This window comes from Megasphaera stantonii (genome assembly GCF_003367905.1).
Taxonomy (GTDB): domain Bacteria; phylum Bacillota; class Negativicutes; order Veillonellales; family Megasphaeraceae; genus Megasphaera; species Megasphaera stantonii.
Genome location: NZ_CP029462.1, coordinates 720,851 through 744,933 on the forward strand (window position 1 = coordinate 720,851; position 24,083 = coordinate 744,933).

General features: G+C 54.7%; 19 protein-coding genes and 1 other RNA gene. 6 read left to right on the forward strand and 14 right to left on the reverse strand.

Features of this window, described 5'->3' with window-relative positions; all coding sequences use genetic code 11:
• Positions 1–45: 45 nt before the first annotated feature.
• From gpmI to DKB62_RS03470, 3 genes are all read right to left on the reverse strand, one after another.
• Positions 46–1,569, reverse strand: a complete 1,524-nt coding sequence (gene gpmI / locus DKB62_RS03460) for a 2,3-bisphosphoglycerate-independent phosphoglycerate mutase (RefSeq protein WP_107196697.1) — start codon at positions 1,567–1,569, stop codon at positions 46–48.
• Positions 1,570–1,725: 156 nt separating this feature from the next.
• Entirely contained in the window at positions 1,726–2,754 is a 1,029-nt protein-coding gene (gap, locus tag DKB62_RS03465; protein WP_107196698.1) for a type I glyceraldehyde-3-phosphate dehydrogenase, read from the reverse strand.
• Positions 2,755–2,892: 138 nt separating this feature from the next.
• Positions 2,893–3,648 carry a YdcF family protein gene (locus tag DKB62_RS03470; RefSeq protein WP_107196699.1) on the reverse strand — a complete coding sequence of 252 codons (756 nt, stop codon included), beginning with the start codon at positions 3,646–3,648 and terminating at the stop codon, positions 2,893–2,895.
• Positions 3,649–3,891: 243 nt separating this feature from the next.
• Here DKB62_RS03470 and ssrA point away from each other — a divergent pair.
• Positions 3,892–4,245: a transfer-messenger RNA gene (ssrA, locus tag DKB62_RS03475) on the forward strand.
• Positions 4,246–4,308: 63 nt separating this feature from the next.
• On the opposite strand, the gene DKB62_RS03480 is transcribed toward ssrA, so the two are convergent.
• The gene (locus DKB62_RS03480; RefSeq protein ID WP_198643553.1) at positions 4,309–4,731 is read right to left on the reverse strand and encodes a rhodanese-like domain-containing protein; all 423 of its coding nucleotides are present in this window, start codon (positions 4,729–4,731) and stop codon (positions 4,309–4,311) included.
• A 376-nt stretch (positions 4,732–5,107) separates the two neighbouring features.
• Here DKB62_RS03480 and DKB62_RS03485 point away from each other — a divergent pair, with 376 nt between their 5' ends.
• Positions 5,108–5,749: a lactate utilization protein gene (locus DKB62_RS03485; protein WP_107196701.1), complete on the forward strand. Its 642-nt coding sequence runs from the start codon at positions 5,108–5,110 to the stop codon at positions 5,747–5,749.
• A 311-nt stretch (positions 5,750–6,060) separates the two neighbouring features.
• Positions 6,061–7,584, forward strand: coding sequence for an L-lactate permease (locus DKB62_RS03490; protein ID WP_107196702.1), 1,524 nt, complete (start codon positions 6,061–6,063; stop codon positions 7,582–7,584).
• Between the two features lie 62 nt (positions 7,585–7,646).
• On the opposite strand, the gene DKB62_RS03495 is transcribed toward DKB62_RS03490, so the two are convergent.
• From DKB62_RS03495 to DKB62_RS03530, 8 genes are all read right to left on the reverse strand, one after another.
• A complete protein-coding gene (locus DKB62_RS03495) occupies positions 7,647–8,243 on the reverse strand; it encodes a nitroreductase family protein (protein ID WP_198643554.1) in 597 nt (198 codons plus the stop codon).
• A 105-nt stretch (positions 8,244–8,348) separates the two neighbouring features.
• A complete protein-coding gene (locus tag DKB62_RS03500; RefSeq protein WP_095629630.1) occupies positions 8,349–8,924 on the reverse strand; it encodes a histidine phosphatase family protein in 576 nt (191 codons plus the stop codon).
• A gap of 128 nt (positions 8,925–9,052) precedes the next feature.
• Entirely contained in the window at positions 9,053–12,586 is a 3,534-nt protein-coding gene (gene nifJ / locus DKB62_RS03505; protein ID WP_107196703.1) for a pyruvate:ferredoxin (flavodoxin) oxidoreductase, read from the reverse strand.
• 193 nt (positions 12,587–12,779) lie between these two features.
• Positions 12,780–13,946, reverse strand: a complete 1,167-nt coding sequence (locus DKB62_RS03510; RefSeq protein ID WP_107196704.1) for a class I SAM-dependent methyltransferase — start codon at positions 13,944–13,946, stop codon at positions 12,780–12,782.
• A 22-nt stretch (positions 13,947–13,968) separates the two neighbouring features.
• Positions 13,969–14,808 (reverse strand): bifunctional 5,10-methylenetetrahydrofolate dehydrogenase/5,10-methenyltetrahydrofolate cyclohydrolase, encoded by an 840-nt coding sequence (locus DKB62_RS03515; protein ID WP_107196705.1) that lies wholly within the window; start codon positions 14,806–14,808, stop codon positions 13,969–13,971.
• 13 nt (positions 14,809–14,821) lie between these two features.
• Positions 14,822–16,804, reverse strand: coding sequence for a penicillin-binding transpeptidase domain-containing protein (locus DKB62_RS03520; RefSeq protein ID WP_107196706.1), 1,983 nt, complete (start codon positions 16,802–16,804; stop codon positions 14,822–14,824).
• Positions 16,801–18,225 (reverse strand): CCA tRNA nucleotidyltransferase, encoded by a 1,425-nt coding sequence (locus DKB62_RS03525; protein ID WP_107196707.1) that lies wholly within the window; start codon positions 18,223–18,225, stop codon positions 16,801–16,803. The genes DKB62_RS03520 and DKB62_RS03525 overlap by 4 nt, the downstream gene beginning before the upstream one ends.
• Before the next feature lie 100 nt (positions 18,226–18,325).
• Complete coding sequence (locus DKB62_RS03530) at positions 18,326–18,760, reverse strand: MarR family winged helix-turn-helix transcriptional regulator (protein ID WP_107196708.1); 435 nt, start codon at positions 18,758–18,760, stop codon at positions 18,326–18,328.
• 169 nt (positions 18,761–18,929) lie between these two features.
• On the opposite strand from DKB62_RS03530, the gene DKB62_RS03535 reads away from it, so the two are divergent.
• Both DKB62_RS03535 and DKB62_RS03540 read left to right on the forward strand, forming a co-directional pair.
• Positions 18,930–19,457, forward strand: coding sequence for a cob(I)yrinic acid a,c-diamide adenosyltransferase (locus DKB62_RS03535; protein WP_087478337.1), 528 nt, complete (start codon positions 18,930–18,932; stop codon positions 19,455–19,457).
• A gap of 18 nt (positions 19,458–19,475) precedes the next feature.
• Entirely contained in the window at positions 19,476–20,735 is a 1,260-nt protein-coding gene (locus DKB62_RS03540; RefSeq protein WP_107196709.1) for a M20 metallopeptidase family protein, read from the forward strand.
• Between the two features lie 111 nt (positions 20,736–20,846).
• Here DKB62_RS03540 and DKB62_RS03545 read toward each other — a convergent pair whose 3' ends face one another.
• The gene (locus DKB62_RS03545; protein ID WP_107196710.1) at positions 20,847–22,043 is read right to left on the reverse strand and encodes a multidrug effflux MFS transporter; all 1,197 of its coding nucleotides are present in this window, start codon (positions 22,041–22,043) and stop codon (positions 20,847–20,849) included.
• Positions 22,040–22,717 (reverse strand): HAD family hydrolase, encoded by a 678-nt coding sequence (locus tag DKB62_RS03550; protein ID WP_107196711.1) that lies wholly within the window; start codon positions 22,715–22,717, stop codon positions 22,040–22,042. The genes DKB62_RS03545 and DKB62_RS03550 overlap by 4 nt, the downstream gene beginning before the upstream one ends.
• A 184-nt stretch (positions 22,718–22,901) precedes the next feature.
• On the opposite strand from DKB62_RS03550, the gene DKB62_RS03555 reads away from it, so the two are divergent.
• Complete coding sequence (locus tag DKB62_RS03555; protein WP_107196712.1) at positions 22,902–24,083, forward strand: cation diffusion facilitator family transporter; 1,182 nt, start codon at positions 22,902–22,904, stop codon at positions 24,081–24,083.

The window sequence follows — 24,083 nt, forward strand, 5'->3', positions numbered from 1 at the left end:
ACATTTGCTGTTTCGCCGATACAACGACCGTGTTCATCGGCGGCATCAAAGGTCGATCAAGCATTTTCCCGTCATATCGGCGGGAATGGCCATGCCGGCCATCGTCAGCAGCGTCGGCGCGACGTCGGCTAAAATGCCGTCGTGCAGCTTGGCGTGCTTATATGTTTCGCTGACTAAAATGCACGGCACGTGGTTCGTCGTATGAGCCGTATAGGGCGAGCCCGTTTCCGGATCAGCCATCTGTTCCGCATTGCCGTGGTCGGCGATGATCAGCAGCTGGCCGTCGACAGTCTTCAGGGCGTCTACGATGCGGCCGATGCACGTATCGACGGTTTCCACCGCCTTGACGGCAGCTTCAAACACGCCCGTATGGCCTACCATGTCGGCGTTGGCAAAGTTGAGCATGATCATGTCGTATTCGCCGCTTTCAATCCGTTCGACGACCTTATCCGTGACGAGGGGCGCATTCATTTCCGGCTGCAGGTCGTACGTAGCGACCTTCGGCGACGGCACGAGAATTCGGTCTTCCCCAACGTTGGGCGTTTCTTCGCCACCGTTGAAGAAATACGTCACATGGGCGTATTTTTCCGTTTCGGCAATGCGCAGCTGCGTCTTACCGGCCTTGGCCAGCACTTCGCCCAGCGTATTGGCTATGGTTTCCTTATCATATACGACGTGGACCGGCAAATCGTCTTCATAGCGGGTCATCGTAGCGAAGTACACGTCTAATTTCTTCGGCCGGTCAAAGCCGTCGAAATCGTCGCAGACAAAAGCCGTCGTAAGCTGGCGGGCCCGGTCGGGGCGGAAGTTGAAGAATACGACGCTGTCGCCGTCTTCTACAGGATGTTTATGAATAACCGTCGGAACGACGAATTCGTCGGATACGTCGGCGGCGTAGGAATGCTTCAGGCACGTCTGCGCGTCCGGTTCTTCATGGCCCTGGCCCAGCGCGACGGCATAGTACGCCTTTTCTACCCGGTCCCAGCGCTTGTCGCGGTCCATGGCGTAATACCGGCCGCTGATCGTCGCGATTTCGCCGACACCCAGCTCGGCGCATTTATCTTCTAATTCCTGCAAGTATTCGCCGGCGCTGCGGGGCAGCACGTCGCGGCCGTCGAGAAAGGCATGGACATATACCTTTTTTAAACCGTACCGCTTGGCCATTTCCAGCAGGCCGAATAAATGCTGTTCGCTGCTGTGCACGCCGCCCGGCGATACGAGGCCCAGCAGATGCAGGGCCGAATCGTGTTTCCTGACGTTTTCCATGGCTTCGACAAGGGCGGGCTTTTCAAAAAACGCGCCTTCGCGGATATCCTTGGTGATCTTCGTCAGGGCCTGATAGACGATGCGGCCGGCGCCGATATTCAGATGGCCGACTTCGGAGTTGCCGATCTGGCCGTCAGGCAAGCCTACGTCTTCACCCGACGCGCCTAAATGAGCGTGGGGATATTCCTTCCAGAGAGCCGGCAGCACCTTTAAATCGGCCTGCGCCACGGCGTTGTCCTTTTGGATATCGCTGCAGCCGAATCCATCCATAATCACCAGCATTACAGGTTTCTTTTTTGTCATATACTTCTATCTCCTTCTTTACCTTTACAGCCCGGCTGTGAAGAAAAGAAAAAGCAGGGAAATTCGCAATCCCTGCCTTTTCATTGTATTTCTATTTCGGTCTTGAATATTTGTAACGGGAGGCTGTTTACCCGTTGGGAAATGCGTCGCTACAAATTAGTTTTTGCTGTTGTAGTCGTTCATGACGGCAATGAGGTCGAGAACCTTGTTGGAATAGCCGATTTCGTTGTCATACCAGGAAACGACTTTTACGAATGTATCTGTCAAAGCGATGCCGGCTTTCGCGTCGAAAATAGACGTGAGCGTGCAGCCGAGGAAGTCCGACGATACGACGGCGTCTTCCGTGTAGCCGAGGATGCCTTTCAGTTCGCCTTCGGAAGCTTTCTTCATAGCGGCGCAGATTTCATCGTACGTAGCCGGTTTTGCCAGGTTGACCGTGAGGTCGACAACGGAAACGTCCAGCGTCGGAACGCGCATGGACATGCCTGTCAATTTGCCGTTCAATTCAGGAATAACCTTGCCTACGGCTTTCGCTGCGCCCGTGGAGGACGGAATGATGTTGCCAGCTGCAGCACGGCCGCCGCGCCAGTCTTTCAGGGACGGGCCGTCGACAGTTTTCTGCGTAGCCGTCGTGGAATGTACCGTCGTCATGAGGCCTTCTTTAACGCCGAACGCGTCATTGAGGACCTTGGCGATCGGAGCCAGGCAGTTTGTCGTGCAGGAAGCGTTGGAAACGATCGTCTGGCCTTTGTATGTATCGGTGTTTACGCCGCATACGAACATATCAGCCTGACGGCCGTCTTCGCCCTGTTTGGAAGGAGCGGACAGAACGACGTATTTAGCGCCGGCCTGGAGGTGTTTTTCAGCCAAATCCATGGTGAGGAAGCGGCCTGTCGATTCGACGACGTATTCAGCGCCGACTTCGTCCCATTTGAGGTTTGCCGGATCCTTTTCAGCCGTTACGCGGATAGCTTTGCCGTTTACGATAAGGCGGCTGTTTTCAACGTCGGCTTCAATCGTGCCGTCGAACTGGCCATGCATCGTGTCGTATTTGAGCATATATGCCATGTAATCTACAGGGCAGAGGTCGTTGATGCCTACGATTTCGATATCGTCGCGAGTCTGGGCAGCGCGGAAAACAAAGCGTCCAATACGGCCAAAACCATTAATACCAACTTTAATCATTGTCGATACACTCCTTTTTACAAAACCTATTCAAATTGACTAACTCGTTTAATTCACCTTACACCCATAGTATGCCACACTGGGTACATTTTTGCAATAGCTTGGGCGAAATTTGTCCCGATATTTTTTCCACCGTAATTATTGCAGCCCAGCCCTGGCCGCCGCCAAGCCGACATACTCTTTTATCGCCAGGCAGGAATCGGCCAGCACGCTGGCCTGGGGAACAAAGGAATAGAGAGATATTCCCGTTCCGGCGCGGTAATCGCAAGGATACGGCGTGATGTCCAAGCCTTCGCGGCGGAACAAATAGGCCGCCCGCTCCATATGAAAGGCACTGGTCACGACGATAGGGCGACGCCAGCCGTTGGCCTCGCAGATGGCCTTGGAAAAAGCGGCGTTCTCCGCCGTATTGCGGCTCTCTTCATCAGTATAAATCATAGATTCCGCCGCACCCAGGGACAGCAGCATGCGCCTGGCGACGGCGCTCTCGCTGGCGTCGTCGGGCAGCACCTTCCCGCCTGACAGCAGCAGCGGAAGGCCGAGGGCGCGATGAAGGCGCAGGGCCGTTAAAAACCGATTGGCCGCAGCGCCGCTCAGCTGTCCTTCTCCATCTACATCGGGCACGCCGGCCAGCACTCCGCCGCCCAGCATAATAATGACGTCGCCGTCCAGCGCCTGCGCCGCAGGCTGTTCATACTCCTGTTCCAGGGGCCGCAGCAGCCAATTTGACACTGGCGCAATCGACAGGGCGTACAATACGAGAACGACGGCAGCCAGCCATTTGACGCCTGCCGACCGGCGGCGCCGCTGATACGCTGCAAGAAACCCCAGGGCTAGGACAATGCCGCCCAGCGGCAGCAGCCATGAATAGATCCATTTGACAATATATAACAAAGGGCCGTCCCCTTTCTTTGAAGCCTCTTATTAGAATACTCTTTTTAACACATTTATTATAGCATAAATTACGTATTTTTCCCGTAAAACCTCCGTAAAAATCAACATATTTTCTGCAACTAGTATATATTTTATTTGCGAATCTTTCAAGACTCTTTGCCGTCTACGCTTTCTGCTTCGCCGCATTATCAAAAATAAAGAATTGTCAGAACCCATAGGGTATGATATACTATATAAATCCATGGGGATGTAAAGGTTTCGACGTGGATGGTTGTATCATGAATAGCGAGCCGGCGTTTCATCAGGCCGCAAAACGGTGAACCGTTAAATTAAACGCAAAAGAACAAAACTTTGCTTTAGCTGCCTAATCGCGGCTAACGTCTCTTGCTGCTAATCCTGCGGGCAGTTTGCAGACGTCACTTAGCGGGATACCCTGCGGCATGGGCCTGGCCGCCGCAGCGGGAAACTCACAAGGCTGGAACAGCGTAGTTTGTCCTTGTACGACAGCTGTTTGAGACGATAAAACAAGGTCTGCGCTCGGAGAAGTTCATGGGGCGGCATTTACGGACAGGAGTTCGACTCTCCTCATCTCCACCATACCAAAAAAGCTGATTACGGGGATCATACACTGTAATCAGCTTTTTTATTTTCCTATTTTGATTATTTTACGACCTCATAGGGCCAGTCCATGATGCCGCCGATGCTGTAGACGTTGGTATAGCCCTGTTCTGTCAGCGCCGCTGCCGCGCGGCCGGCGCGCTTGCCGCTGCGGCAATATACGAAGATTTCCGCGTTTTTATCCGGCAGGACCTTGGCGACGGAATCAGCCTTCGCTTCAATCTGCTCTACCGGCAGCAGCACGGCGGAAGGAATATGGCCTGCCGCATATTCTTCCTGAGTGCGCACGTCGACGACGACGAGATTTGTCTGCTGATCCATCTGCAGCTTTGCTTCTTGCGGCGTCAGCGTCCGATACGGGACGGCTGCCGCTGCCGCAGAAGCCGCGTTTAGCCCATCAGCGGCAAGGCAGGCCGAGGCCGCTGAAAATGCTGCAATAGCAATACATACCAATAGTTTTTTCATGTTCATCACTCCTTGTGCATCAATATATCTATTATTATAAAAAGTATAAAATTACTATGTCAACGGCAAAACGGCTCCTTCTCATTAGATACGTCGATACCGCACTGCGCAGTTACGCCCGTTGCCGCCATGCAAAATGTTTGTCGACCTCTTTCCTCCCATTGCCAGCATCATGGTATCGGTCCATCCTACTAAAAACACGACGAGTGGAACTTCGCTTCGCAGCCGTCTCAGGAAACTATCGACGCAACGCGCGCATTGCCGCGCAGCATCAAAAAATTTACGGAATTCAGACAAATATCTTCATTGCCAAGAATAAAAAAATAGGCTACTCTTAATATATACAAAAGGTATGCACTAAGAGGAGGTTATTATTATGGATCGATCCGATATGATGCACGTAATGTACGATAAGAAAGGCCCGAAAGTAGCGGAAAACTTTGCTAAGCGCGGCTTTGAAGCCTATTACTGTCCCACCAAGGAGGAAGCGCTGCAAAAAGCGCTGGCCCTCATTCCGGCAGACCACGTCGTGTCCTGGGGCGGTTCCGTTTCTATTAACGAAATCGGCCTGCGGCCCTATGTGCTGGAGCACTACCAGGTCATCGACCGTGACGCCGCCGGCTCGCCGGAGGAACGAGTCGAGCTGATGCGCAAGGCTCTGCTCTGCGACACGTTCATCATGGGAACGAACGCCGCAACAGAAGACGGCCAGCTCTATAATATCGACGGCAACGGAAACCGCGTCGCCGCCCTGGTATACGGCCCGAAACAGGTCGTCGTCATCGTCGGCATGAACAAGGTCGCGCCGACCCTGGAAGATGCCGTCGTCCGGGCCCGCACAGTAGCCGCTCCCATCAACAAACAGCGCTTCGCCGCTCCGACGCCGTGCATCGTCACGGGCATGTGCGCCGACTGCAACAGCGAAGGCAGCATTTGCAACCAATTCGTCCGCACGCGCCGCTGCAGCCCGGCCGGCCGCATCAAAGTCATTCTCGTCGGAGAAAACCTCGGGTTTTAATTATCCTGCGTCCCTTTGGATGCTGCAAGCCGCCATGTCATTGCACATGGCGGCTTTTTTATATTCCCTGCTAGCATACCTATGACAAATGCGTATACCTCCTTTTTTATCCATGCCATTTACGAATCGTATTATGTATTGATTAATTCTATAAATCTATAGTAAAATATAGTTATTGTTTTCACGAATAGTTTTTCATTTTTATCTATGCGAATAATGAATGAAACTATATTTTAAGCGTGAAACGCATTCCTATCTCTCCTTATTTAAGGGAAAAATTTCACATACTATAAGAAAGGATGGAACGTATTATGCTAACCTTCGTATTAGCCTTGTCTCCTATTTTATGGCTCATCGTTTCTCTGGGATTTCTCAAAATGCAAAGTTTTAAGGCCTGTCCTATTGCCTTGCTCCTCTCCTTTGCCGTAGCGCTTTGGTATTATCATCTGCCGGCGCTCCATGCCGGCACGGCGGCTTTAGAAGGCGTCGCATTAGCTTGCTGGCCTATCTTATTAGTCATCATCGCCGCTATTTTTACATATAATTTGACGTTATATACAAAATCCATGGACATTGTAAAACACATGCTGACGACGGTAAGCAAAGACCAGCGCGTCCTGGCGCTGCTCATCGGCTGGGGATTCGGCGCGTTCATGGAAGGCATGGCCGGTTTCGGCACGGCTATTGCCATTCCGGCCAGCATGCTCGTCGCCATGGGCTTCAATCCTGTAAAGGCTATTTTGCTCTGCCTGATTGCCAATTCTGTACCGACGACATATGGTTCTATCGGCATCCCGGCCAGCACGCTGGCAAATTTGACCGGCCTGGACCCTGTCCAATTGTCTACTTACATCAGCTTGCAGCTCTTGCCTCTCAACATCATCTGTCCATTTCTCATGGTCATAATCGTCGGCGGCTCCATCAAGGCCTTAAAAGGCGTAACGCTGCTGACGCTGCTGTGCGGCTTGGGCCTGGCTGTGCCGGAACTGCTCATTTCAGCTGTTGCGGGTCCGGAGCTGGCCGTTATGATTTCATCTGTCGTCATCATGGGCATCATCGTCCTGTACTCCAAATACCGTCCTTCCCAGGATGAAACGTACCACATGGACATCCATCCGGCCCACGTACCCTTGCACGGCGGATTCTTAGCCTGCCTGCCCTTTATCCTCATCTTCGTCTTCCTTCTGCTGACTTCTAAATTCGTCCCTGTCATCAACGTTCCCTTAAGCGCTATCAAAACTTCCGTCGTCATATATACCGGCCCCGGCGCTTCTCCTTATACCTTCGTTTGGTTAGCTACGCCGGGCGTGCTTATTTTCCTGGCTGCATTTATCAGCGGATACGTGCAAAAGGCTTCGTTCAGCGAAATGTTCTTTGTGCTGCTTCAAACGATCCGCGGCCTGCGCAATACGATCATCACCATTATCGCCGTTATCGCCACGGCTAAGGTCATGGGCTACAGCGGCATGACGTCGGATATCGCCAGCACGGCCGTCGACGTAACCGGCAACTTTTATCCCTTCATCGCTCCGATTATCGGCTCTGTCGGCACCTTTATTACCGGCTCCGGCACGTCGAGCAACGTATTATTCGGCAACTTGCAGACCGATGCCGCCAAAGCTATCGGCGCCAACGCGGCCTGGCTGGCAGCGGCAAATTCTGCCGGCACATGCGTCGGCAAGATGATCTCGCCGCAAAGCATCGCCATCGCCGTAGGCGCTATTTCCCTAGTAGGAAAAGACAGCGAAATCCTCAAAGCTATTATCAAAGTATACGTTCCGTACGCCATTATTTTAGGCTGTATCGTATATTTCGGACAACTCTTTATTAGCTAACTGAACAATACAAAAAAACGCATTCGCAGCAACCGTTGCGAATGCGTTTTTTATATGGCGTCTTATCTTAGAATCTTCACCCGTTCTTCTACAGGGACTTTTTGAATCGGCTTCGGAGCTTCCAACACCTGTCCGAAGGGCATCTGGGCGATGAGCTTCCACGATTCCGGCGCATGGACGAGCTGTTTTACTTCGTCGTCAATGAGGGGATTATAATGCTGTATATTTACGCCCAATCCCAAATCAGCCAGGGCCGTCCAGACAGCAAACTGCATCATGCCGTTAGCCTGCTGGGCCCAAACGGGAAAATTATCGGCGTACGTCGGAAATTGCCGGGCCAGGTCGTCTACGATGGACGTGTCGTCAAAAAACAAGACTGTCCCATAGGCCGCGGCGAAGGAATGGATTTTTTGTTCTGTCGCGGCAAAATTGGCCGGCGGCACGATAGGACGCAGCGTATCCATCGTAATATCCCATATCCTGTCGTGCACGGCGCCGAGGGCCACGACGACCTTGCCGGACTGCATGTTGAATGCCGACGGGACCTCCCGTACCACCGTCTGAATCGTCTCTACAATCTGCCCTTCTGAAACGGGGATTTCTTTCCCCAAAGCATAATTCGTCCGTCTCTGCTTAACGGCATCTATAAAATTGGCCATGCCGATCATCTCCTATCATGATTTTCAAGCAATAATAATTATTCTTTACTATTGATTTCATCATATCATGGGAGACAGCATAAAACAATACTATGATAGTACATTTTACATGAAGATTTCTATGATTTGTCCGTTGCGGACCGGCTCGCTCCGCCGGAATGAAGCCATGCACTGCTCTGCCGTCCATTGCGGATGCTCATACGCCAGAAGGAAATTGCGTATAAACTGCGCATGAGTAAACAGGAGGATAAATTGTTCCGGACGCCGCTGCAGGAGGCTTATCGTCGTCTGAATCCGCTCCATAAGCTGCCGGTAGCTTTCGGCGCCTTCGCCGTCGACATAGTCGGGGTCCAGCTTCCGCCAATAGGCGATGACCCGGGGACGCCGCTGGGCAAAGGTCGTGCCGACGCAGGTCGCCGGCGCCAGATATACAAATTCATGAATGAAGTCCCAAATCCCCGTATGAGCCTGAGGAAACCGCCCGATCGTCGGCATCGCCGTCTGCTGGGCCCGCAAAAAAGGAGACGTGACGATTAAATCGGGAGCCGACGGGATGGCAAGAGCCAGCTCCTGGGCCTGCTGAAGCCCCTTTTCCGACAGCGGGATGGCCGCATGGTCCTGTGTCGGTTCGCCGGCATTGGCAATACTCTCGCCATGCCGGATAAGCCAAATTTTTTTCATACGTATCACCAGCCTTTTCTTGTATGTATTGTACCATGAGAAGCCATAAAATGAAACGAGCTGCCGCGACACCTCGTGCATCGCGGCAGCTCCGTCGTCACAGATAATGTACCCTAAGGATCGTCGAGTTATTTATCTGCTAATTCTTTATAGATTTCATACTTCTTCTTGGCAAATTCTTCGGCCTTGGCGAACAGTTCGTCGGCAATATCCGGGAAGGTCCGGGTCAAGGCAGCGTACCGCGTTTCACCCATGAGGTATTCGCGGAACGATTCCTTCGGTTCCTTCGAATCGAGGATGAAGGGATTCTTGCCTTCTTTTTCCAGCGCGGGGTTGTACCGATACAGGTGCCAGTACCCACAGTCTACGGCCCGCTTCATTTCTTCCTGGGCGTTGCCCATGCCGCCGCGGATGCCGTGATTGATGCACGGCGAGTAGGCGATGATGATGGAAGGACCGTCGTAGGCTTCCGCTTCCTTGATGGCCTTGATAAGCTGGTTCGGATCAGCGCCGAGAGCGACCTGGGCGACGTAGATATGGCCGTACGTCATGAGCAGGCGTCCCAGATCCTTCTTGTTGAACTTGCGGCCCGACGCGGCGAACTGCGCCACTGCGCCGACAGGCGTCGCCTTGGACGACTGGCCGCCCGTATTGGAATATACTTCCGTGTCGACGAGCATGACGTTCAGGTTGGCGTTCATAGCCATGACGTGATCCAAGCCGCCGTAGCCGATGTCGTAGGCCCAGCCGTCGCCGCCGTACATCCAAATCGTCTTTTTGATGATATGTTCTTTATGGGATAAGATGTATTTCTGCAAATCGGCAGCTTCGCCGGTCAGTTCAGCTTCGCTCAGCGCTTTAATATATGCGCGGCTGATGCCTTCCGTGACTTCGCCTTCGTTTGCAACACCGATGGAGTCGAGCCATGCCTGAATCGCGTCGTGCAGCGCGCCGTCCGTCAGCGGCAAAAGCTGTTCCGATTTGATGCGGATATCGTCGCGCTGCTGCGTCATGGACAAGGACATGCCGAGGGCAAATTCAGCGTTGTCTTCAAATACGGAGTTGGACCAAGCCGGACCGAAACCTTCACTGTTCGTCGTATAGGGAATGCTCGGCATCGCGGAACCCCAGGCCTGGGTGCATCCCGTCGCGTTGGCTACGAGCATGCGCGGCCCAAACAGCTGGGTCAAAATCTTCATGTACGCCGTTTCCGCACAGCCTGCGCAGGCACCGGAGAACTCGAGGAGAGGCTGGTTGAACTGGCTGCCCTTGACGGAGAACTTATCGAGGCCCGTATCCTTCGGCGCAATCGTCTGGGCGTAATCCCAGTTTGCGCTTTCATGGCGCTGCGTGTCGAGAGGCTTCATGACCAGCGCTTTTTCCTTGGCCGGGCAGACGTTGACGCAAGTGCCGCAGCTGTAGCAGTCGAGAGGCGATACCTGCATGCGGAATTCATACCCTTCCAGGCCCTTGCCGACGGCCTTCTTCGTTGTGAAATCAGCCGGAGCCGCCTTCTTTTCATCAGCCGTTACCAAGTACGGGCGGATAGCGGCGTGCGGGCAAACGAGGGCGCAGCGGTTGCACTGGATGCAGTTTTCAACGATCCATTCCGGCACCGTCGAAGCAATGCCTCTCTTTTCATATTTCGTCGAACCCAGGGGATACGAACCGTCGGCATACTGGACAAATTCGCTGACGGGAATCGTATCGCCCAGCTGAGCGTTCGCCGGTTCGACGATTTTCGTAATGAAATCGGGCAGACCGCTTTCGGCCTTCGGCGGATCCGCCGGCAGGTCCTTCCAGCTTTCCGGCACGTCGACGGCGACGAGGCCCGTAATGCCCCGGTCCACGGCGGCCTGGTTCATGGAAATGACGGCTTCGCCCTTTGCCAGATACGTCTTGGCAATAGCTTCTTTCATGTAGCGGACGGCGTCTTCAATAGGCAGGATTTCCGTCAGCTTGAAGAAGGAAGCCTGCAGAACCGTATTGGTCCGGTTGCTGCCGAGACCGATTTCTTCGGCGATCTTCGTCGCGTCAATCGTATAGAAACGCAGTCCCTTTTCGGCAATCTGCCGCTTTACCTTATTGCTCAGATGCTGATCCAGCTCTTCGGGGCTCCAGCTGCAGTTCAGCAGGAAAATGCCGCCGTCCTTTACTTCGCTGACGATGTCGTACGAATCCATGTACGCCTGTTTATGACATGCCAGGAAATCAGCCTGCTTGATGTAATAGGTCGAGCGGATCGGATTCTTGCCGAAGCGGAGATGGGATTTCGTCACGCCGCCCGATTTCTTCGTATCGTATTCAAAATAGGCCTGAACATACATATCCGTATTGTCGCCGATAATCTTGATGGAGTTTTTGTTCGCGCCAACTGTACCGTCCGAGCCGAAGCCCCAGAACTTGCAGCTTACCGTGCCCTGGTCGTCAATCTGAATGGGTACGTCCGGCAAGGACAGGTGCGTTACGTCGTCGATGATGCCCAAGGTGAAGTGCTTCTTCGGCTGCAGCGATTCCATATTGCGGAATACGGCGTGAATCGACGCCGGCGGCACGTCCTTGGACGACAAGCCGTAGCGGCAGGCCATGATAGGAATGTAGCGTCCCGTATGTTCTACGGCAGCGCAGACATCTTCAAACAGCGGCTCGCCTAAGGCGCCCGGTTCCTTCGTCCGGTCCATAACGGTAATGGAGCGAACGGTTTCCGGCAAGGCCTGCATGAAGTGTTCTAGCGAGAAGGGACGGAACAGGTGTACCTGCACGTAGCCGACCTTCTTGCCCTGGGCGTTCAGCGAGTCTACGACCTCCTGAATCGCGCCGGTAACGGAACCCATGGCGACGACGACGTGCTCTGCTTCCGGGTCGCCGTAGTAGTTGAACAATTTGTACGTACGGCCTGTCAGCTCGCTGATCTTGTCCATATAGTCTTCTACAATGTACGGAAGGCGGTCGTACCAGGAGTTATTGGCTTCGCGGGACTGGAAGAACATGTCCGGGTTGGTGACGGTGCTGCGGATGACCGGATGTTCCGGATTTAAGCCGTGATGCTTGAAGTCATACAGGGCATCTTGATCAATCAGCTTTTTCAATTCGTCTTCCGGCAGCATGCTGATCTTCTGGATTTCATGAGACGTGCGGAAGCCGTCGAAAAAGTGCATGAAGGGAACGTGGCCCTTAATCGCCGACAAATGAGCCACTGCCGCCAAATCGGCGCATTCCTGCACGCTGGCGCTGCACAACATGGCCCAGCCCGTATTGCGGCAGCCCATGACGTCGGAATGGTCGCCGAAAATAGACATGGTATGAGTCCCGACCGTACGGGCCGCCACGTGGAGGACGACGGGCTTCAATTCGCCCGATAAGCGGTGCATGACGGGAATCATGAGCATAAGGCCTTGAGACGCCGTAAAGGACGAACACAGGCTGCCCGTTTCCGACGCGCCGTGAACGGCGCCGATAGCGCCGGCTTCGGACTGCATTTCTACCAGCTTAACCGGCTGGCCAAATAAATTCTTTCTTCCGTTAGCCGCCCATACGTCGACATGCTCCGCCATGGGAGACGACGGCGTAATAGGATAAATCGTAGCTACTTCCGTAAAAGCGTATGCTACATCAGCCGTTGCTTCATTTCCATCTACGGTTTTAATAATCTGCTTAATCATATAGTACACTCCTTTTCTGATAAACAGCCTCACAATAGATTTCGCGAAATTCGTATAACGTTTAACTTAATTACAGTATAATCTCATTTATTATAAAAGTCAAGCATAGGACATTTGCGTTTTATACATGCATAAGCATAAAAAATGCGCTTTCCTTCACATAAAGAAAAGCGCATTTTTTATGCTTATGAAATTAATACCAGCGAGTCATGGGCAATTCGTTGTTGACGCCCTTGGTCATGAGCACTTGATGCAGGTCGATGTTGCCGATGTAAAATGCTGCGGCGCAGCCGCAGAGATACAAATCCCACATGCGGACAAATTCTTCGCCCCGTTCGGCTGCAATCTGATCATGGACCTTCTGGAAATTATCGTACCAGCACATGAGGGTCTTGTAATAGTGACGGCGCAGGCTTTCGACGTCGATGACCCGGAAATCGCAGTTGTAGGCGACGTTGATGATTTCACGCAGCGACGGCAAGGTACCGCCGGGGAAGATGTACTTGCGCATCCAGGGATTGCCGACGCTTTCGTCGAGGCCGCTGATGTAATGGAGAAGGAACAAGCCGCCGTCCTTCAGCAGGTGATCTGCCGTTTCCATGTAGACAGAATAGTTGGAACGGCCCACGTGTTCCAGCATGCCGACGCTGACGATACGGTCATAAGTCCGGCCTTCTTTAATCAGGTCGCGGTAGTCGATCAGGTCGATTTGCACCTGTCCCTGCAGTCCCAGGGCTTCGATGCGTTCCTGCCCCTTTTTCCACTGTTCGTGGCTCAGCGTGCAGCCATAGCCCTTTACGCCGTATTTCTGCGCCGCTTCGATGAGCAGGTAGCCCCAGCCGCAGCCGATGTCGAGGAGGCTCATGCCCGGCTGCAGATGCAGCTTTTCCAAAATATAGTGGACCTTATTGTGCTGGGCCTGTTCGAGCGTATCGTCTTTCTGCTTGAAATAAGCGCAGGAATAGCTCATAGACGGGTCAAGCCATAATTGATAAAAATCGTTGCCCAAATCGTAGTGAGACGAAACCTGCTGCTTCTGATAGGACTTAGATTCCGGCGTATATAAAATCCGCTTCAGCGCACTCTTGTCCAGGGAAAACTGGCTGGTCTGGCTCAAAATGCACTGCAGTGCCGTGAACAAATCGCCTTCGATTTCCAAATCCTTGCGCATATACGCTTCGCCCAAGGCCAGGGACGTAGAGGACAGCAGCTCGCGCTTGGGAATATCTTTATGAATGACGACGTTAAATAAGGGCTGACCGCTGCCAATGGTATACTTTTTATCATGCAGTTCTACTGTAAAGCAGTACTTGTCAAACCGATGTAAATAATGAATTAAAAACGTATCCAAAATATGCATTTCTTCCACCTCAATTCAAATCTTACATGCTGTGCGTTGTTCCGCCGATGACGTTTGCCAATACCATCATGGTCGTCACCGCCCCGACGCCGCCGGGTACGGGAGTCACCGCTCCGGCTACGCCTGCAACCTCGTCGAAAGCGACGTCGCCTACGGTTTTGCCGTCTACGCGGTTGATGCCGACGTCGATGACGACGGCTCCCGGCTTAATCATATCGGCCGTAACCAGACCGGCCTTGCCAACGGCGGCAATAACGACGTCGCCCCGTCTCGTCACGGCCTTTAAATCCGCCGTGCCCGTATGGCACTGGGTAACCGTAGCATTGCGGGCCAGGCACAGCTGCGCCAGAGGCTTGCCGACGACAGCGCTCCGGCCGATGACGACGACTTCCTTGCCGGCCAGCTCGACGCCGTAATAATCCAGAATCGCCATGACGGCCTGGGGCGTACAAGGCACAAAAGCCGGCCGCCCGGTAAATAAACGCGCCACATTGCAGTCCGTAAGACCGTCTGCGTCTTTGTCCGGACGGATCGCGTTGACGACGCTCTGGGCGTCGAGATGCGGCGGCAGGGGCATCATAAGCAAGATACCGAACACGGAACTGTCAGCGTTGCACTGTTCTATACGGGCAATCAGCTCCGCCTCCTGCACCGCCGCCTCATATTGATACACATCTGCCTGTAATCCGACGGAACGCGCCGTCTTCTGCATAGACGCGGCATACATAGCCGACGGCTTGTCGCCGCCTACTAAAAAGATAACCAGTTTCGGCTGGATGTGCCCCTTCTGCAGCTCAGCGATACGGCGCTCTATACGGCTGCGGTGAAACGCAGCCACTTCCCTTCCGTCCAACAGCTTCACATCCACTCCTCCTTTAACGCATAAATGTTACTGTGACATTGTTCCCCGGGGGAACGTAGCTTCCTCCCTGCGGAACCTGATATACGGCATGTCCCGTGCCGTTCGGTACGAAGCCAAGGCCGGCCTCGTTCAGCCAGTCGTTGACTTCGCGGCTGTCCCAGCCTATAAAAGACGGAAGCAGGACGCCTTCATCAGTCCGATGAATCGGCGGTATGTCCCGCGTCTTCTTCGGCTCGCGCGGCTTCTTGCCCGCTTCTATCATCCATGCTACAGGCTGGGACGGGCGGATGCCCTTGATGCGGACGATGTCCGTCATCATCTCCTTAAATACGGGAGCTGCCACTTCCGCCCCGTAATAGGCGCCGTTCGGATTATCTACGACGATGAGGACGACGTACTGAGGATCTTCCAGCGGGCCGAACCCGATGAAGGAACCGATATACTGCCCTTCGGCGTACCCGCCATGCACCGGGTCCAGCCTCTGGGCCGTGCCGGTCTTGCCGCAGAATTCGTATCCATCGATCTTCGCCGTCTGGCCGCCGCCGGAAGAAATTTCCTCCGCCAATATCTTGCTGATTAATGAAGCCGTTTCTTCCTTAATAGGCCGCCCGACTTCCTGGGGCTCTGTCTTTTGGTATACGCTGCCGTCGGGATTGTCGATTTCCTTGATAATAAAAGGCTTCATCATATGGCCGCCGTTGGCGATGGCTCCGAAAGCCTGCACCATCTGCAGCGGCGTGACGGCGATACTCTGGCCGATAGCCATAGTCGCTTCGTCGACTTCGCTCATATCGTCGGCATCAAACAGGATGCCCGCCCCTTCGCCGGCCAGCTCGATGCCCGTCGCCTTGCCGAAGCCGAAGCGCTTGGCGTAGTCGATCATCGTCTGTCCGCCTGTGGTCAGCCCCATTTTAACCATACCTGTATTGATGGAAAATTTCAGTATATCCTTTACCGTAACGTCGCCTAAGCCTTCTTCGTCCCAGTTCTGAATCGTCCGGTCGGCAACCTGAATATACCCGACGTCGTGGTATACGCGGTTTACGTCCCATTTTCCCGAATCGATAGCCGCAGCGGCCATAATCGGCTTGAACGTCGACCCCGGTTCGTACAAGTTGACGACGGCCCGGTTGCGATACTGTTCGGCGCTTCCCTTGCCGAATTCGTTCAAATTATACCCGGGCCGGCTGGCCATAGCCAGGATTTCGCCTGTCTTGGGGTCCATGACGATGACTGCCGCGCCTTCGGGACGGCTCCGCTCCATGATGCCGTCCAGACTTTTTTCCGCCAGGAATTGAATCGTACTGTCCAGCGTCAGCCGGACGGATCGTTCCTTGTCGGGCAGTATCTTTTCCAGGGCCGAATCAAAAATAGGAATGTTATTCTTATCGGTCATGAGCCGGAAGGTCTGCACGTTGCCCCGTATTTCTTCGTCCAAAATCATTTCGATGCCGTCCAGGCCTTCGTCGTTTTCCCCGACGAACCCGATGACCTGCGCGGCTAAGCCGTTATTGGGATAAAAGCGGTGGTTTTCGTCGATAAACCGCAGCCCTTCCAGTTTCTGCTCTTTGATGACCTGGGCCGCGCCTTCGTATTTTTCGTGATCCATGGTCCGCTCCAGCCACACGAAGGCCGTATCCTCTTCCAAGGCCTTTTGGATATCCGCTTCCGGCATGCGCAAATACGGCGCCAGCATGCGGGCGATATCGGCAGGCGGCTTATTGAGCATCGTCGGGTCAGCGTATAAGGATTTCGCCATTTCGCTGATGGCCAATACCTTGCCGTTGCGGTCAAAAATCGTGCCCCGCGGCGACTGGAGCTTTCGGTCCGTTTCGGCCTGGCTGTCGGCCATCTTCGTGAGCTCTCCCCGCTGGACGACCTGCAGATATACGAGACGCATGCTGATAAAAGCGCAGAATACAAACAGCACCAATACGCACGTTCCTATACGTTTTCGAATCTTTTTGTATTGCTTTATATCCTTATCTTCCGTCATGTACTATCTCCAGTATGGCGCTTGAGCCACTTCTCCGCCGCCTCAGCCAGTACGTCGGCGTCGTTCTGCAATTCCTTATTCTGCACGCGCTTGAGCAGGACGCGCAGGCATTCTCCCGTCCGGCGGCCGCAGGCGTCCGGTATGCGCCGGTCGTAGCGCAGATCCTTCGTGCCGACCGGCATCTGGCTGGCTAACAAGGCCATGTATTCGCCGAACGATTCGGTGCCGCTCGTATCTGCGTCCCGATGGCCGCAGCCAAGGACGTCTCCGCAAGCTACGGCCGTCGCCTGCCGAACGGCTTCCACCAGCTCATCTGTCCGGCGAAAAGGCCCTTCCAGCGCTTCGCGCCGCAGCCACTTATCTACGTCACCCTGCCCTGTATTGGCAAAATAATGAAATTTCATATGCGTCTTTACCAGCCAGGCTACCCTCTTGGCAAAATCCGGCGGCTTGCGCCACCGCAGCAAAACGGCCTCGGCCACTTCGGCGCCCTTGGCGTCGTGGCCGTAGTCCGTATAGCGGCCTTTGTGAACGCCCCGGATTCCCGGCATGCCCTTGGCGACGTCGTGGAAAAAGGCTCCGTAGCGAATCGTCAAATCCGGCGGCGTGTGGGCCACGACGGCTAAGGTATGAAACCAGGCGTCGAACAAGTGAAAGGGACGCGACTGGGGCGTCGACGGCAAATGGCTGCACTCCGGCAAGATGGGCACGTCCTGATACACGCCGTTTTCCCTGCGCCGGCAGCTGCAGGCGCCGAGGCCGGTCCGCACCAACACATCCAGTCCTTTATAAGCCGCCGGCGTCGTCATGAGGCGGTCGATTTCACCGACGACCCGTTCGACGGACAGGCCAGCGACGCGATGAAATGCCTCAGGCATCGCTTGTATCAGTTCTTTATCGGGCAGGAAATCAAGCTGCCCCGTAAACCGGCATGCCCGGAACAGGCGCAGCGCGTCTTCCTGAAACCGCCGCCGCGCGTCGCCGACCGTAACCAACCGTTTCTTGCGGATGTCCTTCTGCCCGCCCGTATAGTCGTAAATCTGGCCGTCCTTATCCATAGCCAGGGCGTTGACGGTAAAGTCGCGGCGCAGCACGTCCTCGCGCAGCGTCGAGGCATACCAGACCTGCTCGGGACGATGGGCGTCGTCGCCGTAGGCCTCACCGCGAAAGGTTGCCGTTTCGATCGTCATGTCGTCGACGACGAGGACGACGATGCCGAAGCGCTCGCTTTGTATCTCCGCCGTACGCCAGCCCCGGGCCGCTGCAACGGCCCGTATTTCCTCAGGCCGGGCCGACGTCGTCACGTCGTAGTCATGAGGCGTTCGCTTCATGAGCAAATCCCGAACGGCGCCGCCGACGATATACGCTTCATACCCGGCTTCGTTCAACGCTTCCAACACGCTGCGTACGACAGGTTCCACAGCCAACGCCCCCCCTTTCCATTAGTCCTGTTAATTTATGTATTATACCACGATTACACCTTGATGAGTAGCTTAGAACGGAATCCGGCGCAGGCAGTCCTCAATACCGTTCATCCCATTTTTTCTGATTGCGGATAATCTTGTGGAACACGTCCATAAAGCAGCGGCGTTCCTCGTCGGATATGCCCTGCCAGCCCTGCCCGTCGATATCCCGCATGACCGACCGCACCCAGGCGGCCTTTTCCTTTCCCGCGTCCGTCAAATAAATGCGGGCGCACCGCAAATCGTCCTGATGAAACTCCTTGCGGATGAGTCCGATCTTTTCCATGCGCTTCAGCAGGCTCGTCACCGTCGACTTATCCAATACGCAGCCCCGGCTGATTTCCTTTTGGTTGCAGCCGTCGTTGGAGCTTAAAAATTCCAAAATCTTAGGCTGTCCCGGCATCAGCCCGCTGTTCGTCGTTTGCTTCACGATTTCCCTATTGGAGCGATAAAAGCCCAGCATCAAGAGAACGTGCAGTTCGTTTTCGTCCATAAAGCCTCCTCTTGTAAAAATGTAATTAAGACATTATAGAATTCTTTTCCCTATTTGTCAAAATTACCTGCAAATTTCAGCTATGCTTTTTTCTATGAGAAAATAGCGTAATATGCTATACTGGAAACTATAAAATTTTATTCTTGACTATCCTATGAGGAGACCTGTTATGGACACCGGATTGATTCATATATATTGCGGCGACGGCAAGGGGAAGACGACGGCCGCCGTCGGCCTGACTATCCGCTGCGTCGGGCGGGGAGGCCGCGTCGTATTCGCTCAGTTTCTCAAAACCAGAGAAACAGGCGAGCTGGCCGTCCTGCAGCAGCTGGACGCCGTCACGGTGATGCGGGGCGAAGGCCCTTCCAAATTCACCTTTCAGATGACGCCGGACGAGCTAGAAGAGACGAAACGGCAGCAGCGAGCCCTGTTCCATGAAATCGTCGAGCACTGCCGCCGGGAAACGCCGGACATGCTCGTACTGGATGAAGCCCTGCCGGCGTGCCGTCTGGGACTACTCCCGGAAGACGAACTGCTTTCCTTCCTCCGTACCCGGCCCGATACGCTGGAAGTCGTCCTGACCGGCCGCGACCCGTCAGAGCGCCTGCTCGCCCTGGCCGACTACGTATCGGAAATCTGCAAGCGCAGGCATCCCTACGACAGGGGAATTGCAGCCCGTGCCGGCATTGAAGAATAACCCAAAGGAGTGTTGACCATGCATCGTATATTACAAGCAGTACAGCAAGAAGCGGCTGAATTGACAGCCATCCGCCGCCGCTGCCACGAACATCCCGAGCTGTCCCGTCAGGAAACGCAGACGATGGCCTATATTCAGGAAAAGCTTGCCGAATACGGCATCGCCAGCCGCCATATAGAGCACGGCGGCATCCTCGGCTGGATAGACGGCCAAAATCCGGGGAAGACCCTGCTCCTGCGCGCCGATATCGACGCCCTGCCTATCGAGGAAAGCGACTGCAACCTGTCTCAGCAGCGCAGCTGCCGGTCCCATACCCCCGGCGTCATGCACGCCTGCGGCCACGACGGTCACATCGCCATGCAGCTCGTCGCCGCCAAACTGCTGAACCAGTGGAAGGACCGCTGGAACGGCAAAATCATCCTCATGTTCGAGCAAGGTGAAGAAGAATCGGGCCCCTTGGCCTATCTCCTTCACTATATAGAAGAAAAAAGCGGCTGGCACATCGACGCCTGCTATGCTACCCACGTGCGCTGGGACATTCCGACGGGAAAAATCGCCGTCTGCCGCGAAGCGCCCATGGCCGGCGGCTTCGGCTTCGAAATCAGGATCAATGGCCACGGCGGCCACGGCTCCCGTCCTGATTTGGCCCAAAGCCCTATCGACTGCTTCCACGCTTTTTACAGCGACCTGCAGGCCCTGCGCATGCGCGTCGTGCCGCCCCTGAGCGGGCTCACCGTATCCATCGGTTCGCTCCACAGCGGCAGCGCCCTCAACGTCATCCCCAACGACCTGACATTTGCCGGCACGTGCCGCTTCTTCAGTTACGACCAGGCCGGCAAACGGTTTTACGAAGAATTCCTGCGCATCCTTGACAACGCTTGCCGCACCTACGGCTGCACCTACGATATCCTGCACATGCCCAAGCCCTTATTTGAGGTACAGAACAACCCGGTCTGCGCAAAACTCGCCGAACAAGCCGTCGCTTCCTATATCGGCCCTGATGCCCTGACTGACTGCACGCCCTGGATGGCCTCGGAAACCTTCGCCATCACAGCCCGCCTCTACCCCGGCGTCCTGACCTTTACGGGCATTGCCAACGCCGACAAAGGCTGCGGCGCCAACCACCACACGCCGGAATTCGACCTCGACGAAGACGGCTTGATCTATGGAACCACAGCCTGCGTAGGCTACGCCTTGGACTACCTGACCCAGGCGCCGGATATTCCCTTCACGCGGCCTGACGAGCCGCTGGAAATCCTCGCCTCGCGGAATATCTAATACAATTTCACTGCATCATCATAAAAAGCTGCCGTCTGAAGAAAATCCATGTTTTCTTCAGACGGCAGCTTTTGCTGCATTGCGGTTCTATTAGTTATTTCTTGTACCGCTTTACCATTCATTCTTATGAGCCGGATAAATCAGCCCGTAAAACGACAGCAACGCCCCCAGTTCTCCCACGACCATGACAACGCCCATGGGAATGGCCGTATAACTGCCGGCAATGCCGACGACCGGGGCCATGACGGCTCCCGATATCATGGAGAAGAAGCCGATGAGGGCCGACGCGCTGCCGGCGTTGCGGCCCTGGGACTGCATGGCCAGGGAAAAGCTGCTCGTCCCCAAAGCCGACAGGGTCGACACGGTGATAAAGAGGACGACGACAACTACGGGCAGCGGCGCCTGGGCGAAGAAAGAAGCCAGCAATACGGCGCTGCCGACGACGGCAATCCACAGCGACGCCCGCAGCGTTTTCCAGTCGGCTACCGTGCCGGCCAAACGTCCCGTCAGCGCGCCGCTCAGCATGAGGCCGATGCCGTTCGTGCCGAAGATGAGGCTGAATCCCTGCGGCGACACGTGATATACATTTTGAAACACGAAGGACGACCCCGATATATAGGCGAAAAAGGCGGCAAAGGCAAAACACTGCATCAGGCAGTGGCCCATAAAATAAGACTGGCGAAACAATCCGCCAAAGCCTTTCAAACTGGACAGGACGCCGCCGGCAGCCCGCCGCCGCGCCGGCAGGGTTTCTCCCATGGCAAACGCGCCGGCCGTTAAAGCGGCCCCAATGAAGGCCAGCAGGACAAACACGCCCTGCCAAGCCGCAAACCGCAGGATCTGCCCGCCGATGACCGGCGCTAAAATAGGCGCCAGCCCGTTGACCAGCATGAGCATGGAGAAAAACCGCGTCAGGGCCGGCCCCTTGCATACGTCGCGGGCAATCGCCCTGGCAATGACGATGCCGGCCCCGCCGGAAAAGCCCTGTACAAAGCGAAAGGCTAAAAAGAGATAAATAGACGAAGAAAAAATACAACCTATCGTAGACAGCGTAAATACGGCCATGCCGATGACGAGAGGCTTGCGCCGCCCCATATCGTCGCTGGCCGGTCCGGCGATAATCTGCCCGGCCGCCATGCCGGCCATCGACGCCGTCAGCGTCAGCTGAATCATAGATGGCGTAACGGAAAAATCTTCCATCATGAACGGAAGGGCCGGCAGATACATATCCGTCGATAACGGCGCGATAGCCGCCAGCATGCCTAAAAAGACCGTCAGGAAGGCCATCATTTTCTTTCGCTGCATCATGCTCTCTCCACCGCCTTTTCTTCCGCTTCCAGCAAGGCCGGCACGTCGGCCAGCGTCCGGCAGCGCTTCCAAGCCAGCGCCGCAACGTCGTCGGAAACGGGAGCGATGTCGGGAATAAAGACCGACGGAATATGAGCCTCATGGGCGGCCAGCAAGCCGTTTCTCGAGTCCTCCAGCACGAGAGCCTGCTCCGGCTTCGCGCCGGACCGGCGGCAGGCTTCCCAAAAGATATCCGGAGCCGGCTTGCCATGAGCTACGTCTTCGCCGCTCTGGACGACGGAAAAATACGAAGCGACGCCGGCCTTTTCCAGCAAAAAGCGAATCTGCGATTCCGGCGAAGACGACGCGACGGCGCAGCGGCTGCCTCGCCCTTTTGCATAGGCCAGTATATCCTGCAATCCCGGTTTAACCGGAATGATGTGCTCCCGGTAATACTGCAGCTGATCGGCTACTTTTTTCTCGCGAATCGGATCGTACGGAAACTCCGGCCCGAAGTATCGTCCGAACACGGCGGCGATGCGCCGGTTGTCCATGCCGATGACGCTGCGGAACACGTCTTCCGGCAGCTCATATCCGTATTCCCTGCAAACGTCCCGCCAGCATATATAAGAAATCTGCTCGGTGTCAAACATCGTTCCATCCATGTCGAAGATAAATACTTTCGGTATATGCATAGGCATTCCCCTTTCTTTTATGCGATGTATACTATTATATGAAAACAATTTTACCATTTCAAGTCCTCGCCGTTTATACCTGGAAGCTATGCCGTTCATTCTCAAATTCTTTCTCGTTTCCTCTTGTTTCTTTTGCAGAATTTGTTACAATAGTACGTAAACGTTTGAAGAAAGGTGACCTCATATGATAGAGTCAATCATACGCCTCTGCATAAAAGATTATGAAAATACGGCAGATAAAAAGGTCCGGGAAAAGTACAGCATTCTCGGCGGCCTCTTGGGCATCATCTGCAACCTCTTTTTATTTGCCAGCAAATTTGCCGTCGGCATGATGTCCAACAGTATCGCCATCTTATCCGATGCCTTCAACAACCTGACGGACATGGGGTCGTCGGCCATTTCCATTATCAGCGCCAAGCTGAGCAACCGCCCGCCCGATAAGGATCACCCCTTCGGCCACGGCCGGTTTGAATATTTAGCGTCCCTGACGATCGGCATGATTATCCTCGTCGTCGGCTACAAGCTGTGCGAAACGTCGATTGCCAAGTTCTTCGCGCCGGAGCCGATGGAAATTTCCTACTGGAGCATCGGCGTCCTCATCTTGTCTATCGCCGTAAAGGGCTGGATGTACTACTATAACCGCTACATCGGCAAAAAAATCAACTCCGGCGTCAACGAAGCCACGGCAGCCGACAGCATCAACGACGCCATCGCCACGACAGGCGTCCTGGTCGCGACGATTGCCCAGCAATTTACGACCCTGCCCGTCGACGCCGCCGCCGGGACCCTCATCGGCCTCATGATCATCTACGCCGGATACGGCATCGTAAGAGAAGTCGTCAACATTCTCCTCGGCCAGGCTCCCGATGAACAGCTCGTCAAGGAAATCGTCCAGATGGCCCTGCAGTGCGATTACGTCGTAGGCGTCCACGACATCAAGATCCACGACTACGGCCCGGGGCGCATGTTCGGCTCTCTTCACGCTGAAATCCCCGACACGGCTGATTTAGTCGAAGTCCACGCGGCTTTAGACGTACTGGAAGACGAAATCCAGGAAAAATTCCAAATCGAGTTCAGCATCCACATGGACCCCTTGTGTACGGACCAGCAGGTCATCACGCAGACGCGCCGCTTGCTGGATACGTTCATCCAAAAGGAATACCCCCAGTACCATACGGACAACCTCCGCATCACGTCGGGAAAGGTCCGCCTCAACATCATCTGCGACCTCCATATCCCGCCGCAGGAATACACGAAGAAGCACATCCGCGCCATACGGAAGCACATTTCCGAAGCGATGAAGCAGTACGGAGAACGGTACCACATCGTCCTAGCCCGCATCCTGCCGGAAGGACAAACAAAATAA

Excerpts from the sequence above, each read along its gene's own strand:
- nifJ (WP_107196703.1), bottom strand. The coding sequence starts at position 12,586 with ATGATTAAGCAGATTATTAAAACCGTAGATGGAAATGAAGCAACGGCT.
- DKB62_RS03550 (WP_107196711.1), bottom strand. The coding sequence starts at position 22,717 with ATGCATATACCGAAAGTATTTATCTTCGACATGGATGGAACGATGTTT.
- DKB62_RS03520 (WP_107196706.1), bottom strand. The coding sequence starts at position 16,804 with ATGACGGAAGATAAGGATATAAAGCAATACAAAAAGATTCGAAAACGT.
- DKB62_RS03500 (WP_095629630.1), bottom strand. The coding sequence starts at position 8,924 with ATGAAAAAAATTTGGCTTATCCGGCATGGCGAGAGTATTGCCAATGCC.
- DKB62_RS03535 (WP_087478337.1), top strand. The coding sequence starts at position 18,930 with ATGGACACCGGATTGATTCATATATATTGCGGCGACGGCAAGGGGAAG.
- DKB62_RS03510 (WP_107196704.1), bottom strand. The coding sequence starts at position 13,946 with ATGCATATTTTGGATACGTTTTTAATTCATTATTTACATCGGTTTGAC.
- DKB62_RS03530 (WP_107196708.1), bottom strand. The coding sequence starts at position 18,760 with ATGGACGAAAACGAACTGCACGTTCTCTTGATGCTGGGCTTTTATCGC.
- gap (WP_107196698.1), bottom strand. The coding sequence starts at position 2,754 with ATGATTAAAGTTGGTATTAATGGTTTTGGCCGTATTGGACGCTTTGTT.
- DKB62_RS03490 (WP_107196702.1), top strand. The coding sequence starts at position 6,061 with ATGCTAACCTTCGTATTAGCCTTGTCTCCTATTTTATGGCTCATCGTT.
- DKB62_RS03495 (WP_198643554.1), bottom strand. The coding sequence starts at position 8,243 with ATGGCCAATTTTATAGATGCCGTTAAGCAGAGACGGACGAATTATGCT.
- DKB62_RS03485 (WP_107196701.1), top strand. The coding sequence starts at position 5,108 with ATGGATCGATCCGATATGATGCACGTAATGTACGATAAGAAAGGCCCG.
- DKB62_RS03545 (WP_107196710.1), bottom strand. The coding sequence starts at position 22,043 with ATGATGCAGCGAAAGAAAATGATGGCCTTCCTGACGGTCTTTTTAGGC.
- gpmI (WP_107196697.1), bottom strand. The coding sequence starts at position 1,569 with ATGACAAAAAAGAAACCTGTAATGCTGGTGATTATGGATGGATTCGGC.
- DKB62_RS03540 (WP_107196709.1), top strand. The coding sequence starts at position 19,476 with ATGCATCGTATATTACAAGCAGTACAGCAAGAAGCGGCTGAATTGACA.
- DKB62_RS03480 (WP_198643553.1), bottom strand. The coding sequence starts at position 4,731 with ATGAAAAAACTATTGGTATGTATTGCTATTGCAGCATTTTCAGCGGCC.
- DKB62_RS03555 (WP_107196712.1), top strand. The coding sequence starts at position 22,902 with ATGATAGAGTCAATCATACGCCTCTGCATAAAAGATTATGAAAATACG.